Here is a 15,555-nt window from a genome sequence, read left to right as displayed (position 1 = left end):
GGCCTCAGAGCCGACCCGGCACCACCTCGCGCAGGACGCGCTCCGTGGCGGCGTCCTCGATCTTGTTGATCAGCCGCTTCGCCTCGTGCTCGTCGCGCAGGGTCTTGGCCAGGGTGAAGGTCGTGCCCGTGAGGAACAGCGACGCCATGGCGAGGTAGCCCTTGATCCAGATGTCGGCGGGCAGGAAGAAGATGCCGAACGTCAGCATGGCGGCGGCGACGGCGAAGCTGACCAGCGTGAAGGTCTTCCAGGCGCCGGTATGGGGCATCTGCGGTGTCATGGTGCGGTCTCCTGAGGAATGATCGAAGGGGAAGCGGTGCGGCGCCGGTCAGGCGCCGGCCCTGAGGCGGTCGAGCACGGCCCGCGGGTCGGTGCGGGGGCGGCCGTAGCCCGCCGCCTCGAGGTCGGCCTCGATCCCGCCCGCGGCCTCGGCCTCGAGCGCGGTCAGCGCGGCGGCGACGTCCGCCTCGGCCGCCTGCCGCTCGCGCAGGCGCGCCAGCGTCCGCTCGGCCTCCCCGAGCGCCCCCGCCGACAGGGTCGTGACCCGGCGGCCCTCCAGTCCGGCCCGCCGCAGCGCCTCGGTGGTGCGGGCGGTCTGGAGCCCGCGGTCGAGGTCCCGCAGGCGCTCGCCCCCCTGCGCGACCAGGCCCTTCAGCCGCTCGACCTCCGCGGCGAAGCGCTCGGCGGCGGCCCGGCGGTCGGCCCGCTCGTCCTCCAGGGCGGCGATGTGGATCGCCGCCTCGGTCCCGAGATCCTCGCGCCCGTCGCTGAGCGCCCGCCGCGCCCCGTCCGACAGGGTGTCGATGCGGGTGCCGATGGCGTCGAGGGCGCGCGCCTCGGCGGCGTGGTAGGCCATGGCGACGGCGAGTTCCCGCCGGGCGGTCGCCAGGGCGCCGGCGGCGTCCCGGATCTGCTGGCGCAGGATCGTCACGGCATGGGCGTCGTGGATCGCCTGGGCGTTGTCGGCGATCACGCCGCGCATCAGGAAGGAGAGGGTCCTCATCACGGTTCACCTCGCGGGAACGACGGGCCGGACCGCGTCCGGATTTGATTGAACGTCGTTCATGAAACAAGTAAACACGGGACGCGCCGGGCCGCAAGGGATAAAATGAACGAAGTTCATAAAAAAGTGAGAGGGCGGCCGCGGAAGGAGCCCGGCGATCGGGCGGCCGATCGCCAGGCCCTGATCGCGGCCGCGGTGGCGATCCTGAACGCGGGCGGCGCGGCGGCGCTGACCGCCCGCGGCGTCGCGGAGCGGGCCGGCACGGCGGTCGGCTCGGTCTACACGCAGTTCGACAGCCTGGAAGTGCTGCGCCTGGAGGCGAACGCCGTCACCATGCGCCGGCTCCGGGACACCCTCGCGGGGGCGCTGGCAGCCTGTCCGTCGCGGGAGACGGAGGCGCGGCTCCTGTGCCTGGCCGACGCGTATCTCGCCTTCGCGGCCGAACACCACGCCGCCTGGGCGGCGATCTTCGAGCGGCGCACGGTGGCGGCGCCGGACTCGGTGCAAGCCGACATCGCGGCCCTGTTCGGGATCCTGGAGGGGGTGCTGCGCGACGGTGGCCGCCTCGGCGAGGCGGCGATCCCCGTGATGGCGCGGGCGCTGTGGTCCAGCGTCCACGGCATGACCTATCTCGCCGATCTCGGCAGCCTGGGTCCCCTCGGGGTCAGCGACGTGCGGCCGATGATCGACGCGCTGGTGCGGGCCGCGGTCCGGGGCTTCTCCGCGGGCTGAGCGCCGTCCTGCCCGCCCGCGGGGGCCCCGCCCCTCAGGCCACCCTCAGGCCGCGCCCTCAGGCAGCCTGGATCTCCGCCAGGAAGGCCTTCACGGCGTGGTCGAGCTCGTCCGAGCCGCGGGTGAGGTCGCGTGCGGCCGCCAGCACCTGCTCGGAGGCGCTGCCGGTCTCGTCGGCGCCGCGGCGCAGGTCGACGACGTTCTCGGACACGCCCTGCGCCCCGGTGGCGGCGCTCGCCACGCCGCGGACGATCTCCTGGATGGCAGCGTTCTGCTCCTCCATGGCGGCCGCGACCCCGACCGCGATGCCGCGCATCTCCTCGATGGTCCGGCCGACCGCGCCGATCGCCGCGACCGCGTCCCGGGTCTCGCCCTGGATCCGGCCGATCTGGCCGGAGATCTCCTCGGTCGCCTTGGCGGTCTGCTCGGCCAGCGCCTTCACCTCGGAGGCGACGACCGCGAAGCCGCGCCCGGCCGCGCCCGCGCGGGCCGCCTCGATCGTGGCGTTGAGCGCCAGCAGGTTGGTCTGGCCGGCGATCGAGGCGATCAGCCCGACCACGTCGCCGATCTTCTCGGTGCCGGCGGCGAGCGCCCGCACGGTCGCCTCGCCCTGGCGGGTGCTGATCGCGGCCTGCCCGGCGATCTCCGAGGCGCGGTTCACCTGCCCGGCGATCTCCTGGACCGAGGCCGACATCTCCTCGGTGGCCGCCGCGGCGGTCTGGACGTCGGCGGAGGTGCCGGCCGCCTGCGCGGCCACCGCGCCGGTGCGCTCGGTGGTGTGGGCGGCCGTGACGGTCAGCGTCCGCGCCGTCGCCTCGAGGTCGGCGGCCGCCGTCGCGAGGCCGCGGCTCAGGGTCCCGGCCCGGGTCTCGAAGGACCGGGTCAGCCGGTCGAGGGCGGCGGCCCGCCGGGCATCCCCGTCGGCGCTGGCGGCGGCGCGGGCGTCGGTCTCGGCCTTGGCGATCAGCGCGTCCTTGAACACCTGCACGGCGCCCGCCATGGCGCCGATCTCGTCCCGGCGCTCCCGTGCCGGCACCGGCACGGCGGTCTCGCCGGCCGCGAGGCGGTGCATGGCGCCGTTCAGCGCGCGCAGCGGCCGCGTCAGCCGCCGGCCGATCAGCGCCGCGAGCAGGCCGATCAGCGCCACCACCACGAGCATGCCGGCCGCCGCCTTCCAGGCCGCGTCCCGCAGGATCGCCGCGGTGTCGTCGGCGTAGATGCCGGTGCCGATCACCCAGCCCCAGGGGGCGAAGCCGCGCACGTAGGAGAGCTTCGGCACGGGGGCGTCGGCGCCGGGCTTCGGCCAGTAATAGTCGACGAAGCCCTGCCCCTGCCGCTTCACCGTCTCGACGAAGTCGACGAACAGGCGCTTGCCGGTGGGATCCTGCACGGCGGCGAGATCCTTGCCCTCCAGCTCGGGCTTGATCGGGTGGGCGACCATGCGGGGCTGCATGTCGTTGACCCAGAAGTACTCCTTGTCGTCGTAGCGCAGGGCCTTGAGGGCCCGGATCGCGGCGCCTTGCGCGTCCGCCCGGGACAGGCGCCCGGCCCGCTCCTCGCCCTCGAAATAGGCCGCGACCCCGTAGGCGACGTCCGTGAGGTTCCGCGTCTTGGCCATCCGGTCCTGCTCGACCTGGGATTTCAGGCTGACGAGCCCGATGCCCGAGACCGCGACGATGCCGACCAGCGCGGTGGCCGTGATGGTGTGGAGCTTCGCTCCGAGCCCGATCTTCACCCACGCCCCCGCGATGATGATTGCAAGAAGATGATTTCAACCTGCGATATTTTGCAGCTTCTGCGTTAGCGGAGCGTGAAGACGGCCTTGCGCGCGCCGGCTCGAGCCTGTCCACTCCCCGTCCAACGAAAGCCCGGCGCCGCTCAGGATCGCGCCGGGCCACAGGGAGAAGCGTCATGGTGCGTACGTCTCGGACGGGCTCGCTGCTGCCGGGCCGCCGTCGGCTCCTGCGGGCGGGATCGGTCCTCCTGCTGGCCGGGCTGGCGCTCGCCACCCCCGCCCGGGCCGACGATGCCAAGGTCCGGATCAGCCGGCAGCCGGGCTTCGTCTACCTGCCCGCGGTGCTGGCCGAGCAGCACAAGCTGATCGAGAAGCACGCCAAGGCCGCGGGCCTCGGGGACGTCACGGTGGAGTGGGTCAACCTGACGAGCGGCGCCGCCGGCAACGACGCGCTGCTCTCGGGCAACATCGACATCGTCGACAGCGGCTCGACCAACATGCTGCTGCTCAACGACCGCACCAAGGGCGACGTGAAGGGCCTGTGCGGGGTCGGCACCACGCCGATGATGCTGCTCACCCGCAATCCGGACGTGAAGGAACTCAAGGACTTCTCGTCCAAGGACAAGATCGCCCTGCCCTCCGTGAAGGTCTCGTCCCAGGCGGTGCTGCTGCAGATCGCCGCCAAGAAGGCGTTCGGGCCCGAGAACGCCACCAAGCTCGACCCGCTCACCGTCCAGCTCGGCCATCCCGACGCCGTGGCGGCGCTGGCGAGCCCGCACAACGAGGTCAACAGCCACTTCTCGCTGCCGCCGTTCCAGCAGCGCGAGCTGCAGGACCCGGCGATCCACAAGGTGCTCAATTCCTACGAGATGGTCGGCGAGCCGGTGAGCAACGCGATCTTCTACGCCCGGACCGGCTGGTACAACCGCAACCCGAAGCTCGCCGCCGCCATCGTGGCCGCCATCGACGAGGCCAATGCCGAGATCGCCCGGGATCCGCTGAAGGCCGCCAAGGACTACGTCGCGGCCACCAACGAGAAGACGCCCCCCGAGACCCTGGTCGAGATCATGAAGGAGCCCGGGACGAACTTCTCCACCACGCCCTACGGCATCATGCTCCAGGCCCGGCACTTCTACGCGATGAAGACCATCAAGACCGAGCCCAAGGACTGGAAGGACACGTTCTTCCCGATCGTCCACAACCTGCCGGGGCGGTAGGACCCCGGCCGCTCAGTGCGCCTCCACGGGCCCGGCGGCGCGCTGCGGCTTCTTGAGGATGGCCACCACGGCGAGGCTCGCCACGAGGCTCACGCCCACCAGCCAGAACCCGTCCGCGTAGGCCATCACGTAGGCCTCGCGGCGGACCTGGGCGGCGAGCTGGCCCAGCGCGACGCCCTTGGCGGCCAGCGGGTCGGCGATGCGGGTGTGCATCCCGGCGGCGAGCGCCGCGAGCCGGTCCTGGGTGCGGGTGGCGTTGACGGTGATCGCCTCGGCCAGCATCGAGAAGTGGAAGTGCTCCCGCCGGTCGATCATCGTCGACAGCAAGGCGATGCCGATCGAGCCGCCGAGGTTGCGCATCATGTTCGACAGGGCGGAGGCGTCCGCGGTGTCGCGCGGGGCGAGGCCGACGGTGGAGAGCTGCGACAGCGGGATGGTGAAGAGCGGCTGGCCGACGGCCCGCATCAGCTGCGGCAGGATCAGCTGGTCGGCGCCGACATCGTGGGTCAGGCCGACGTTGATCCAGCAGCTCGCGATGAAGAACAGCGTGCCGGTGACCACCAGCACCCGGGCGTCGAAGGTCCGCATCAGCAGCGGCATCATCGGGAAGAGGACGAGCTGCGGCAGGCCCGACCACATCACCACGTAGCCGATCTGCTGGGCGTTGTAGCCCTGGATCTGCGCGCAGTAGACCGGGATGATGTAGATCGACCCGAACGAGACCGCGCCCAGCACGGTCATCAGCACGCAGGCGCCGCCGACCGAGCGGTTGGCCAGGACCCGCAGGTTGATGAACGGGCGCTCGGTCGTGAGCTCGCGGACGATGAAGCCGGCGATGCCGGCCACCGCCAGCAGCGACATGTTCACGATGACCTGCGAGCCGAACCAGTCCTTGCGCTGGCCCTCCTCCAGCACGTAGGTCAGGGCCGGCAGGCCGATCGCCATCAGGCCGATGCCGATCCAGTCGCCCTTGAGCAGCTCGCCCCAGCGCGCCGGCACGCTGTCGAAGGCGCCGAGCTGGATCGCCGCCGCCACGGGTCCGAAGATCAGGTTCAGGTAGAAGATGTAGTGCCACGACAGGTTGTCGGTGAGCCAGCCGCCGACCGTCGGGCCGATCGCGGGCGCGAAGGTCGCGGTCAGCCCGAACAGCGCGATGCCGATGGGCTGCTGCGCCTTCGAGAGCCGGGTGCGCACGATCACGATGGCGGTGGGGATCAGCACGCCGCCGGTAAAACCCTGGCCGGCCCGGAACAGGATCATCTGGCCCAAGGTCGTCGACAGCGCGCAGGCCAGCGAGAAGGCGGTGAACAGCATGGTGTTCACCGCGAGGTAGCGGCGCAGGCCGATCACCGAGGACAGCCAGCCGGTGAGCGGGATCACGATGATCTCGGCCATCAGGTAGGCGGTGGAGATCCAGCTGCCCTCCTCGGTGGAGGCGCCGAGCGCCCCCTGGATGTCGGCGAGCGACGCGTTGGTGATCTGGATGTCGAGGATCGCCGTGAAGGCGCCAAGGATCGCGCCGAACACGGCGAGCCAGTCCCGGGCGCTCGCCTTCGCCTCGGGCACGGCCACGGCCGGCACGGGGCTCGTCGGGGCCGGACTCATCGGGGCCGGACTCATCGGGGCCGGACTCATCGGGGCAGGGCCTCGCTGACGAGGGCCGGAGCGGGCCTCGGCCGGGCGGGCCGCACCGGCTCGACCGGATCCTGGGTGTGGACCGTGGCCTCCACCGACAGGCCCGGGCGCAGGCGGGCGATGAGCGGATCCGACGGGTCGAGGGCGACGCGCACCGGCACGCGCTGCACCACCTTGGTGAAGTTGCCGGTGGCGTTCTCCGGCGGCAGCAGCGCGAATTGCGAGCCGGTGCCCGGGGAGAAGCTCTCGATCCGGCCCCGGAACGCGTGGTCGCCGAAGGCGTCGACCGTGAAGGTGACGCGCTGGCCCTCGACCATGCGGCCGGTCTGGGTCTCCTTGAAGTTCGCCACGAGGTAGATGTCGCGGCCCATCGGCACGAGGGTCAGGAGCCCGGTGCCGGCCGAGACGACCTGCCCGATCCGCAGCGCCCGGTCGCCGGCCACGCCGTCGATCGGCGCCACGATGGTGGTGTAGCTCAGGTCGAGCCTCACCCCCTCGACCTTGGCCTGCGCGCCCTCCAGGCTCGCGCGGGTGCTGGCCTCGAGCGCCTGCAGGCTGTCGATCTGCTTCTGCGCGGCGTCGAGCGAGGCGGCGGCCTTGTCGCGGGCGGCGTGGCGCTGGCGCAGGTCGGACTCCGCCTGCTGCTGGCGCTGCACCGTGCCGGACCCGGTCTGCAGCAGGTTCTGGTAGCGGGTGTATTCCTGCTGCGCGAAGGTGAGGGCGGCCTCGGCGTTGGCGAGGTCGGCCCGCGACGAGGCGACCTGCGCCCGCTGCTGGACGATCGCCGAGGCGACGCCCAGGATCTGCGCCCGGTCCTTCTCGACCTCGGCCTCGGCCTGCCTGAGCTGGACCCGGTAGGACCGGTCGTCCAGGCGGGCGATGACGTCCCCGGCCTTCACCGGCTGGTTGTCGCCGACCAGCACCGCCGCGACGGTGCCGGCGATGCGCGGCGCCACCGTGACCTTGTCGGACTGGAGATAGGCGTCGTCGGTCACCTCGAGGAAGCGCCCGACACTCCACCAGTGCCAGCCGTAGGTCCCGGCCCCGCCCAGCGCGAGCAGGCCGAGGAGAGGCAGCACGATCCGCGCGCGGCGGCGGCGCGGCGCCGGTGCGGAGACGGTGGCCGGGACCGGCGCGGAGACCGGGGGCGTGACAGCCGCGGTGGTCGGGGCGGTGACCGGCGCACCCGCGACCGGGTCGGCGCTCTTGAAGCTGTCGCTGCGACGTGCGTCCATCGGGTCTGGCCAGAATCAAAACGGTACGGTATCGTTTTAATAGGACGAACGGCGGTGGTGAGCAAGGAGGATCGCGGGGTGACGGTCACGGAGATCGAGCGGGTGGAGGCGGGCCCGCGGCGCGGCGGCCGGCCGACCCGCGCGGAGGCGGCCCGGCGCGAGGCGCACCTGATCGCCGTCGCCACGACCCTGTTCCTAGAGCGCGGCTTCGACGCCACCTCCATCGACGCGGTGGCCGAGGCCGCCGGGATGAGCAAGCCGACGGTCTACGCGCGCTACCGCGACAAGCGGGCCCTGTTCGAGGCGGTCCTGCGCGAGCGGATCGCCGCGTGGCTGGCGCCGCTCTCCGCCGCGGCCGAGGCCCAGGCCGCGCAGGGCGGGAGCGACGACGTCGAGACCGCCCTGGAGGATCTCAGCCGCACCCTGCTGGCCCACGGCCAGTCGCCGGGCGCGGCGATGCTCAAGCGCAACCTCGTGGCCCAGGCGCTGCAGTTTCCCGAACTCGCCCGCCTCGCCCACGAGGAGGGCTGGCTGCGCGGCGTGCGCGCCGTGGCGCAGCTGCTCGACGCCTTCGCCCGGCGCGGGCGGATCGCCGTGGCGGATCCGGAGATCGCGGCCGACCTGTTCCTCAGCCTCGTCCTCGGCCGGTCGTCCCAGGCGACCCTCTACGGCATCGCCACCGACCCGGAGGCGCAGGAGCGGCGGCGGCAGGCGGCGGTGCGGCTGTTCCTCGACGGGGTGCGCCCCCGCTGAGGGCGACCAGTCGGCGCCGGTGATCCGGCCGCCGGTAGAATCGGCACGCCGGGCTCCGAACGGGTCCAACCCGCGATTGCGCCCCTCCCCGCCCGGGCCTATAGTGCGTCATCCCCATTCGACAGCGTGAGACGGGACATCCGGATCGGTCATCCGGAGCCCGCGGCCCGATGCCCGGCCCCCGTCCCGCCAGGCCGGAGCACGAGAAGCATGTCCCAGGGTCCGCTGATGCCGAAGGCGACCGCCGTCTGGCTGGTCGAGAACACCTCGCTCGCCTTCGAGCAGATCGCCGATTTCTGCAAGCTGCACCCGCTGGAGGTGAAGGGCATCGCCGACGGCGAGGTCGCGGCCGGCATCAAGGGGCTCGACCCGGTCTCCACCGGCCAGCTCACCCGCGACGAGATCGAGAAGGCCCAGAAGGCGCCGCACTACAAGCTCAAGCCCGCTGTCTCGAAGGTGAAGCTGCCGGAGGTGAAGCGCACCACCAAGGGCCCGCGCTACACCCCCCTCTCCCGCCGCCAGGACCGGCCGAACGCCATCCTGTGGCTGCTGCGCAACCACCCCGAGCTGAAGGATTCGCAGATCATCCGGCTCGTGGGCACCACCAAGTCGACGATCCAGCAGATCCGCGAGCGCACCCACTGGAACTCGGGCTCGCTCCAGCCGATGGACCCGGTCACCCTCGGCCTGACCACCCAGATCAACCTCGATTTCGAGGTCCAGCGCGCGGCGGCCGACCGCCCGGCCGCGGTGGCGGCCGAGTCCGGCGCCTCGCTGCTGCCGACCGAGGTCTCCACGGCCCGCGACGCCGACGAGCGGGACCACGAGGACGATCACGGCGGCCGCGAGGAGCGGCTCGACGCCGATTCGGTCTTCGCCAAGCTCAAGGGCCGGCACCAGGACGAGGACGACGAGGACTAGGACCAGGACTAGGACCGGCCCCCGCTCCGACCGAGCGGGGGCCGGACCGACCTATTCCGGCAGCGGCCGGCCCCGCGTCTCCGGCATGAACCACGGCACGACGAGGCCGATCACGTAGACGCTCGACAGGGTCAGCGCCGCCGCGGCGACGCCCCCGAAGGCGGTCACGATCTGGCCGGCGATGATCGGGAAGATCCAGGCGATCAGCCGCGCGCCGTTGAAGACCGCGCTCGACGCCGTCGCCCGGACCGCCGGGGTGAACAGCTCCGCGAGGTAGATCGCCATCCACGAGAAGGCGAAGCCCAGGGTGAAGAACCCGTTCAGGAAGGCGAGCGCCATGAACGGCACCAGCCCGCCGGTCCAGAGGTAGCAGGCGAGCGACGTGGCGATGCAGCCGGCATAGGTCACGAGCAGGAAGGCGCGGCGCCCGATCGCGTCGGCCACGAAGCCCGAGATCACGTAGGCGGTGATCGCCCCAATATTGTAGACGATGCCCATGCGCGGGCCCCAGACATTGGCCGGCGCGCCCGCGGCCTTGGCGAGCCCCTCCGTGTAGACCGGCAGCCAGGACGAGACCGCCCACCAGCCCACCGTGGTGACGAAGGACAGGAGCGTGGCGAGGAGGACCCGCCGCCGGCTCTCGGGCTCGCGGAAGATCTCCGTCAGGGAGAACGGGCGCCGCGCGCTCCGCGGGGCCCGGTCCGCGTCCTCCGCGGTGGCCGCCCAGCGCTGCGCCTTGAGCGCCCGCATCCACTGCTCGGATTCCTCCAGCGCCCGGCGCAGGTACAGGCACACGAAGGCCGGCAGCGCGCCCAGCGCGAACAGGATCCGCCAGGATTCCGCGCCCAGGGGCTCGGTGGCGGCGAGCACGGCCCACACGATGGCGGCGAGCACCGCGCCGCCGCCGAAGCCCGATTGCAGGAAGCCGCAGCCCTTCGGGCGGGCCCGGTTCGGCCAGGTCTCGGCCACGAGGGCGATGCCGGTGGACCATTCCGAGCCGATGGCGAGCCCGGTGATGAAGCGCAGGACGGCGAGCTGCGTGAAGCTCTCCGCGAAGGCGGTGAGCCCCGTGAACAGCGCGTAGCCCAGGATCGACACCATCATCATGCGCTTGCGGCCGATGTAGTCGGCCGCGATCCCGCCGATCAGGCCGCCGATCCCCCAGCCGAGCAGCGTGATGCCGATGGCGAGGCCCACGTAGAAGGCCGGCGCCTGGGCCTGCTCGGGGGTGAGGATCGAGGCCAGCGCCGGGCGCAGGGCGTAGACCAGGGCCACCGCCTCGTAGCCGTCGAAGATCCAGCCGAGATAGCTGCCCCACAGGATCCGCCAGTGGCGCCGGGTGAGACCCGCGTGCCACGGTGCGCCGGCCGCCTCGCGCATGCCCACGTCGCCCGCGTCCATCGCCCGCTCCTCCCGCCCGGGACGCGTCTGCGGCGCCCGCCCCGCCCTGATAGGTCGGTTGTGGCATCGGGTCGACCATATCCGGGCGGCCGATCCGGCGCCCCGGCGATCACGATCGCATCACGCCTTCACTGCGCAGCTTCACTGCGCACCTTGCACTGCGCACCTTGCACTGGGCACCTTCTGCGCGCCCGCGGCGTTCGGCCTAGCGCGCGGCGTCGAAGGCGGCGAGGAAGGCCGCGAGGTTGTCCGGCAGGGCCGCGCAGAGGTAGCCGCCCTCCTGGACCAGCGCCGTGGGCAGCCCGGCCCGGGCGATCCGCTCCGCCGCCCCGACGAAGCCCCCCCGGGAGACCGCGAGGGCGCCGATCGGGTCGTCCGCGGCGGCGTCGAGGCCGAGCGCCACCACGAGCGCCCGGGGCCGGTGCGCGGCGATCAGTGCGAGGCCCGCCTCGACGGCCTCGAGCCAGGGCGCGTCCCCCGAGCCCGGCGGCAGCGGCAGGTTGCGGTTGAACCCCGCCCCCGCCCCGGCGCCGGTCTCGTCGGCGTAGCCGGCGAAGAACGGGAAGTAGTCGGACGGGTCGGCGTGGACCGAGACGGTCAGCACGTCGGCGCGGGCGTAGAAGATCCCCTGCGTGCCGTTGCCGTGATGGACGTCGATGTCGAGGATCGCCACCGGGCCGCCGGTCGCGGCGCGCATCCGCTCGGCCGCGATGGCGCTGTTGTTGAGGAAGCAGAAGCCGCCGGCGGAATCCGCGTAGGCGTGGTGGCCGGGCGGGCGGCACAGGGCGTAGGCGTGCCCCGCCGCCAGCGCAGCGTCGGCGGCCGCGACCGCGCACTGCGCCGATCCGTAGACCGCCGCCCAGGTGCCGGCGCGGATCGGCGTCGAGGTGTCGGCGGTGTAGAGGCCCAGGCGCCCGAGGAGGCCGGCGGGCTTCCGGTGCATCTGCGGCCGGGCGAAGGCCCCGGTCAGGATCTCGTCGCCGATGTCGGGGATCTCGCCCCGGCGCGCCCAGGCCTCGGCCAGGAACGCCACGTAGTCCGGATCGTGCACCGCCCGGATCGGCTCGAGGCCGTGATCGGCCGGCTCGGCGAGGTCGTGGCCGCCCCGCAGCGCCGCGTCCCGCAGGATCGTGTAGCGGGCCGCCTGCTCGGGATGCGGGATCGGTGCCCCGCGCCGCATGTAGCGTTCGGGATCGTGCCGGCTCGAATCGGGCGTGTGGACGATGCGCATGCCGGCAGGTTAGGGCGCGCCGGGATGCGCGTCATCCGCCCGGGACGGAGTCGGATGAGACGGGCTCAGATGAGGTAGACGGTGCCGTCCGCGCGGAACACCTTCGGGCAGTTCGCCCCGTCCACGAGGCGCTGGGCATCCTCCAGGGAGATCCCGTGCGCCAGGGCGATCTGCGGCAGCGTCTTCCAGGTCGGGGTCATGGTCCGGCTCCGTCCGCGATCCGTGCGGGTCGGGGATCAACGGCGCAGACGCGTCCGGGTTCGCCGACGGTGCCGGGGACGGTACCAGGAGCGTGTCGAGGGCGTCGGCGCACCACCCCGTCGGTACGGGCGCCGCGGGGGCGACCTCGCGGAGCAGGGTCGGGACCCGCGCCCAGGGTTCCGTGACCGGCCCGGCACTCGGCCGCACCGCCGACCGGTTCTGGCCGCCGGCCACGCGGATGTCCGCGAAGCGCGCGCAGAACGCCGCCACGCAGGCCGGGTCGAAATGGCGGCCGCTCTCGGCGCGGATGCAGTCCAGGGCGGCGTCGAAGGACATCGCGTCCTTGTAGGGCCGCGCCGTGGTCAGGGCGTCGAACACGTCCGCCACCGCGACGATCCGGGCCGACAGGGGAATGGCGGCGCCCGCGAGCCCGTGCGGGTAGCCGCCGCCGTCCCATTTCTCGTGATGATACTCCGCGATCTCCGCGGCCAGCCGGATCAGCTCGGAGGCGCTGCCGCCCAGGATGCGCCGTCCGATCGCCGGATGCGTCTTGACGAGGTCGAACTCGTCCCGGTCGAGCCGTCCGGGCTTCAGCAGGACGCCGTCCGGGATGCCGACCTTGCCGACGTCGTGCAGCGGCGCCGCGAGGTAGAGGTTGCGGCAGACCTCCGGCGCCAGCCCGAGCCCCTCGGCCACGATCTGGCTGTAGCGGGCCACCCGCCACGTGTGATCGCCGGTGTCGTTGTCGCGGTACTCGACCGCGAGCGCGAGGCGGAAGATGATCTCCTCCTCGCGCTCGCGCATGTGGCGCAGGGCGGCCTCGACCTCGCCGTCGAGCCAGGCCGCCTGCTCGGCCAGCCGCCGCACCGCCCGGGCGAGCCGGATCATGTTGCGCAGGCGGACGGTGAGCTCGACGCCCCGCATGGACTTGTCGAGGAAATCGGTCGCCCCCGCCTCCAGGGCGGCGAGCCGCACCGCGTCCGAGATGTCGCTGGTGACCATCACGATGGGCACCTGCGCGTAGTGCGGGATGGTCCGCATCTCCCGGATGAAGGCGATCCCGTCGATGTCGGGCATGTGGCAGTCGACCAGGACGAGGTCGAAGGCCCGCGTCCGCGCCTCGACCATCGCGGCGACCGGGTCGCCGTGATCGGTGACGGACACGTCCGGCTTGGCCTCCAGCAGGAGGCGCAGCCGCATCCGCATGGTGGCGCTGTCGTCGACGAGGAGCGCGTCCATCAGCGGCTCCCGGGCCGGCGCAGGCGATCCCGGGGCGGCCGCTGGACCGGGTATGTCGACACAGGAACCATCGCCGCGACGCCTCGCAAGACTGTCGAGCAGCATTGAAGGATGCGGCATTAACGGGCGGTAAATCGTCGTTCTCGGCTATATTGAGGAGATTTACTTTACTCGGAGCCTTGGCGGGTGCGAATTCGGGTCTTCGTTTGTCGGAGACCGGTGGGGCCGCGGCGATCGACCCGCGGAGAGTTGGCTTCGCCCGCTCCGGGGCGCCTGAGGGATCGGCGTGTCTGTAACCGGGATCGCCGCGGCGGCCCCGGCGCGGCCCCGGGATGGCGGGGTTGACGCGGTCGCCAAGCCCCCCGACGGAGACGCGGATCAGGACGGGTCCCGGGCGGCCCGGGACGCGCCGGCCGGACGGCGCGGCGGGAGGCGCCTTCGCGATGATGCGGTTCGATCTCGTCGATCTCGGCCTGTTCCGGCACGTGGTCGAGGCCGGCTCGATCACCCACGGGGCCACGCGGGCGAACCTCGCCCTGGCGGCCGCCTCGACGCGGATCCGGCTGATGGAGGAATCCCTCGGCGCCGCCCTGCTGACCCGGGGCCGGCAGGGCGTCAGCCCGACCCCGGCCGGGCGCGCGCTCCTCGTCCATGCCCGGGAGGTCCTGGCCGGGGTGGAGCGCCTGCGCGAGGAGATGGCGGCCTTCTCGGGGAGCGCCTTCGGGCAGATCCGGGTGCTGGCCAACACCAACGCGCTCACCGAATTCCTGCCGGAGGCGCTCTCGGCCTTCCTGGCCGATCACCCCGGGATCGGCGTCGAGATCGACGAGCGCACCTCCGAGGAGATCGTCGGGCTGGTGGCCGAGGGGGCGGCCGATCTCGGCATCCTGTCCGGCACGGTGGATACCGGCTCGCTGCGGACCTTCCCGTTCCGGGAGGACCGGTTCGTGCTGGTGGCGGCCCGGGACCATCCCCTGGCCGCGCGCGGGACCATCCCGTTCGCCGAGGTGCTCGGCCACGACCTCGTCGGCCTCGACCGGCGCAGCGCCATCAGCCGCTTCCTCGTCGCCCAGGCGGTGCGCGAGGGGCGACCGATGCGCCTGCGCGTCCAACTCCGGGACTTCGACGCCGTCTGCCGTCTCGTCGAGGCCCGGGTCGGGCTGGCGATCCTGCCCGAGAGCGCCGCCGCCCGCGCCGCGCAGGGCCTCGCCCTCGCGGTGGTGCCCCTCGCCGACGCCTGGGCGCGGCGCGACCTGACCCTGTGCCTGCGCGACCTCGACGGGTTGCCGCCGTTCATCCGGGCCTTCGTGGCGGAGCTGCGCGCCTGAGCGGAACCCGCCCCGCCGCGGACGGGCCCGCGCGCGGCGACGTCAGCGCCACCGCTCGTCCGTGCAGGCCAGCAGGTAGACGACGTGCATGCAGCGCGCCTGGGCGGCCTGCGAGGGCGCGTCGCCCATGCAGGCGCGCATCCCGACGGAGAGCAGGTCGCGATCGACGTCCTGATTTCGCGCGCAGGTGAAGATCGGCTGGAAACCCTCGAACCGGCTCACTTGCCAGAAGATGACCATGACCGCGAGCAGGCAGAACGTGCAGACCAGGATCCGGCTGTCGTAGAACCAGTGCCGCCGTCCGGCATCCGCGGCGTCGCGCGCGCTCATCCCGTCACCAGGCCCGTCACCGGGAGCGCCGATGGGAGCACCGCCCGGATCCCCACCCTTCTCGGCATCGGCTCGCCCTCTCCCTCGCGCCGGATCCCCGGCCGGCCGCCCGGGCCGTCAGTCGATCACCTCAACGATCCGGCGCGACCGCGGGTCGACGAGGACCGGGTGGTCGTTGACGATCGTGTAGCTGTAATCCGGCAGGGCGAACTCCCGCGGGACATCGTAGTACACGATGCCGTCCTCCGGGAGCACCGTGCCGACCCGCACGGGTCCCGCGAGCGCGATGGAGGGGCGGCGCTCGCCGCGGGCGTAGATGCGGAACCGCTCCCGCCGGTCGACGCCGAGGATGCCGTTGGCGGTGCCCACGGCCGCACCGATCGCGCCGCCGACGATCGCCCCGAGAGGGCCCGCCATCTCCTCGCCGCGCGAGGCGCCCTCCTGGGCCCCGCGCTCGAGCCCCTGCGCCCGCGCGTCCGCGGCGAGGCTCAGGAGGGCTATCGGGGGAGCCACCAGGGTGGCGAGGAGCGCGAGGGGCGCCGCGATCCGCATGATGTGTCGTCCTGGTCGGTGGCGTGGATCGGCGGGCCTGCG

Annotated in this window: 15 protein-coding genes; 5 read left to right on the top strand and 10 right to left on the bottom strand. The window is 72.8% G+C overall.

The window, feature by feature from the left end; genetic code table 11:
- Positions 1 to 4 precede the first annotated feature (4 nt).
- Together BM314_RS12560 and BM314_RS12555 are read right to left on the bottom strand one after the other, a co-directional pair.
- On the bottom strand, positions 5 to 280 hold the full coding sequence (locus BM314_RS12560; protein WP_020093331.1) for a YiaA/YiaB family inner membrane protein: 276 nt from the start codon (positions 278 to 280) through the stop codon (positions 5 to 7).
- Between the two features lie 48 nt (positions 281 to 328).
- Positions 329 to 1,003, bottom strand: a complete 675-nt coding sequence (locus tag BM314_RS12555) for a PspA/IM30 family protein (RefSeq protein ID WP_020093330.1) — start codon at positions 1,001 to 1,003, stop codon at positions 329 to 331.
- Positions 1,004 to 1,108: 105 nt separating this feature from the next.
- On the opposite strand from BM314_RS12555, the gene BM314_RS12550 reads away from it, so the two are divergent.
- The gene (locus BM314_RS12550; RefSeq protein WP_026604950.1) at positions 1,109 to 1,735 is read left to right on the top strand and encodes a TetR/AcrR family transcriptional regulator; all 627 of its coding nucleotides are present in this window, start codon (positions 1,109 to 1,111) and stop codon (positions 1,733 to 1,735) included.
- Positions 1,736 to 1,793: 58 nt separating this feature from the next.
- On the opposite strand, the gene BM314_RS12545 is transcribed toward BM314_RS12550, so the two are convergent.
- Positions 1,794 to 3,470, bottom strand: coding sequence for a cache domain-containing protein (locus BM314_RS12545; RefSeq protein WP_091978313.1), 1,677 nt, complete (start codon positions 3,468 to 3,470; stop codon positions 1,794 to 1,796).
- Positions 3,471 to 3,646: 176 nt separating this feature from the next.
- Here BM314_RS12545 and BM314_RS12540 point away from each other — a divergent pair, with 176 nt between their 5' ends.
- Positions 3,647 to 4,687, top strand: coding sequence for an ABC transporter substrate-binding protein (locus BM314_RS12540; RefSeq protein WP_020093327.1), 1,041 nt, complete (start codon positions 3,647 to 3,649; stop codon positions 4,685 to 4,687).
- Positions 4,688 to 4,699: 12 nt separating this feature from the next.
- Here BM314_RS12540 and BM314_RS12535 read toward each other — a convergent pair whose 3' ends face one another.
- Positions 4,700 to 6,292, bottom strand: coding sequence for a DHA2 family efflux MFS transporter permease subunit (locus tag BM314_RS12535; RefSeq protein WP_091978312.1), 1,593 nt, complete (start codon positions 6,290 to 6,292; stop codon positions 4,700 to 4,702).
- A 26-nt stretch (positions 6,293 to 6,318) separates the two neighbouring features.
- Positions 6,319 to 7,557 (bottom strand): HlyD family secretion protein, encoded by a 1,239-nt coding sequence (locus BM314_RS12530; protein WP_091978311.1) that lies wholly within the window; start codon positions 7,555 to 7,557, stop codon positions 6,319 to 6,321.
- Between the two features lie 57 nt (positions 7,558 to 7,614).
- Here BM314_RS12530 and BM314_RS12525 point away from each other — a divergent pair, with 57 nt between their 5' ends.
- Both BM314_RS12525 and BM314_RS12520 read left to right on the top strand, forming a co-directional pair.
- Positions 7,615 to 8,310 carry a TetR/AcrR family transcriptional regulator gene (locus BM314_RS12525; RefSeq protein ID WP_234080757.1) on the top strand — a complete coding sequence of 232 codons (696 nt, stop codon included), beginning with the start codon at positions 7,615 to 7,617 and terminating at the stop codon, positions 8,308 to 8,310.
- A 210-nt stretch (positions 8,311 to 8,520) separates the two neighbouring features.
- Positions 8,521 to 9,231, top strand: coding sequence for a DUF1013 domain-containing protein (locus BM314_RS12520; protein WP_020093323.1), 711 nt, complete (start codon positions 8,521 to 8,523; stop codon positions 9,229 to 9,231).
- A 51-nt stretch (positions 9,232 to 9,282) separates the two neighbouring features.
- On the opposite strand, the gene BM314_RS12515 is transcribed toward BM314_RS12520, so the two are convergent.
- From BM314_RS12515 to BM314_RS12505, 3 genes are all read right to left on the bottom strand, one after another.
- A complete protein-coding gene (locus BM314_RS12515) occupies positions 9,283 to 10,632 on the bottom strand; it encodes an MFS transporter (RefSeq protein ID WP_091978310.1) in 1,350 nt (449 codons plus the stop codon).
- Between the two features lie 205 nt (positions 10,633 to 10,837).
- Positions 10,838 to 11,863, bottom strand: a complete 1,026-nt coding sequence (locus tag BM314_RS12510) for a histone deacetylase family protein (RefSeq protein WP_091978309.1) — start codon at positions 11,861 to 11,863, stop codon at positions 10,838 to 10,840.
- A gap of 9 nt (positions 11,864 to 11,872) precedes the next feature.
- Entirely contained in the window at positions 11,873 to 13,303 is a 1,431-nt protein-coding gene (locus BM314_RS12505; RefSeq protein WP_091978308.1) for an HD domain-containing phosphohydrolase, read from the bottom strand.
- 443 nt (positions 13,304 to 13,746) lie between these two features.
- Here BM314_RS12505 and BM314_RS12500 point away from each other — a divergent pair, with 443 nt between their 5' ends.
- Positions 13,747 to 14,631: a LysR family transcriptional regulator gene (locus tag BM314_RS12500; RefSeq protein WP_091978307.1), complete on the top strand. Its 885-nt coding sequence runs from the start codon at positions 13,747 to 13,749 to the stop codon at positions 14,629 to 14,631.
- 42 nt (positions 14,632 to 14,673) lie between these two features.
- Here BM314_RS12500 and BM314_RS12495 read toward each other — a convergent pair whose 3' ends face one another.
- Entirely contained in the window at positions 14,674 to 14,961 is a 288-nt protein-coding gene (locus BM314_RS12495) for a hypothetical protein (protein WP_020093318.1), read from the bottom strand.
- Positions 14,962 to 15,078: 117 nt separating this feature from the next.
- The gene (locus BM314_RS12490; RefSeq protein ID WP_170868094.1) at positions 15,079 to 15,513 is read right to left on the bottom strand and encodes a DUF1236 domain-containing protein; all 435 of its coding nucleotides are present in this window, start codon (positions 15,511 to 15,513) and stop codon (positions 15,079 to 15,081) included.
- Positions 15,514 to 15,555 lie beyond the last annotated feature (42 nt).

Source organism: Methylobacterium sp. 13MFTsu3.1M2, assembly GCF_900112625.1.
In the GTDB taxonomy this organism is placed as follows: domain Bacteria; phylum Pseudomonadota; class Alphaproteobacteria; order Rhizobiales; family Beijerinckiaceae; genus Methylobacterium.
Note: the sequence above shows the minus strand (reverse complement) of the source record. Positions and strands in the feature narration are given on the sequence as shown.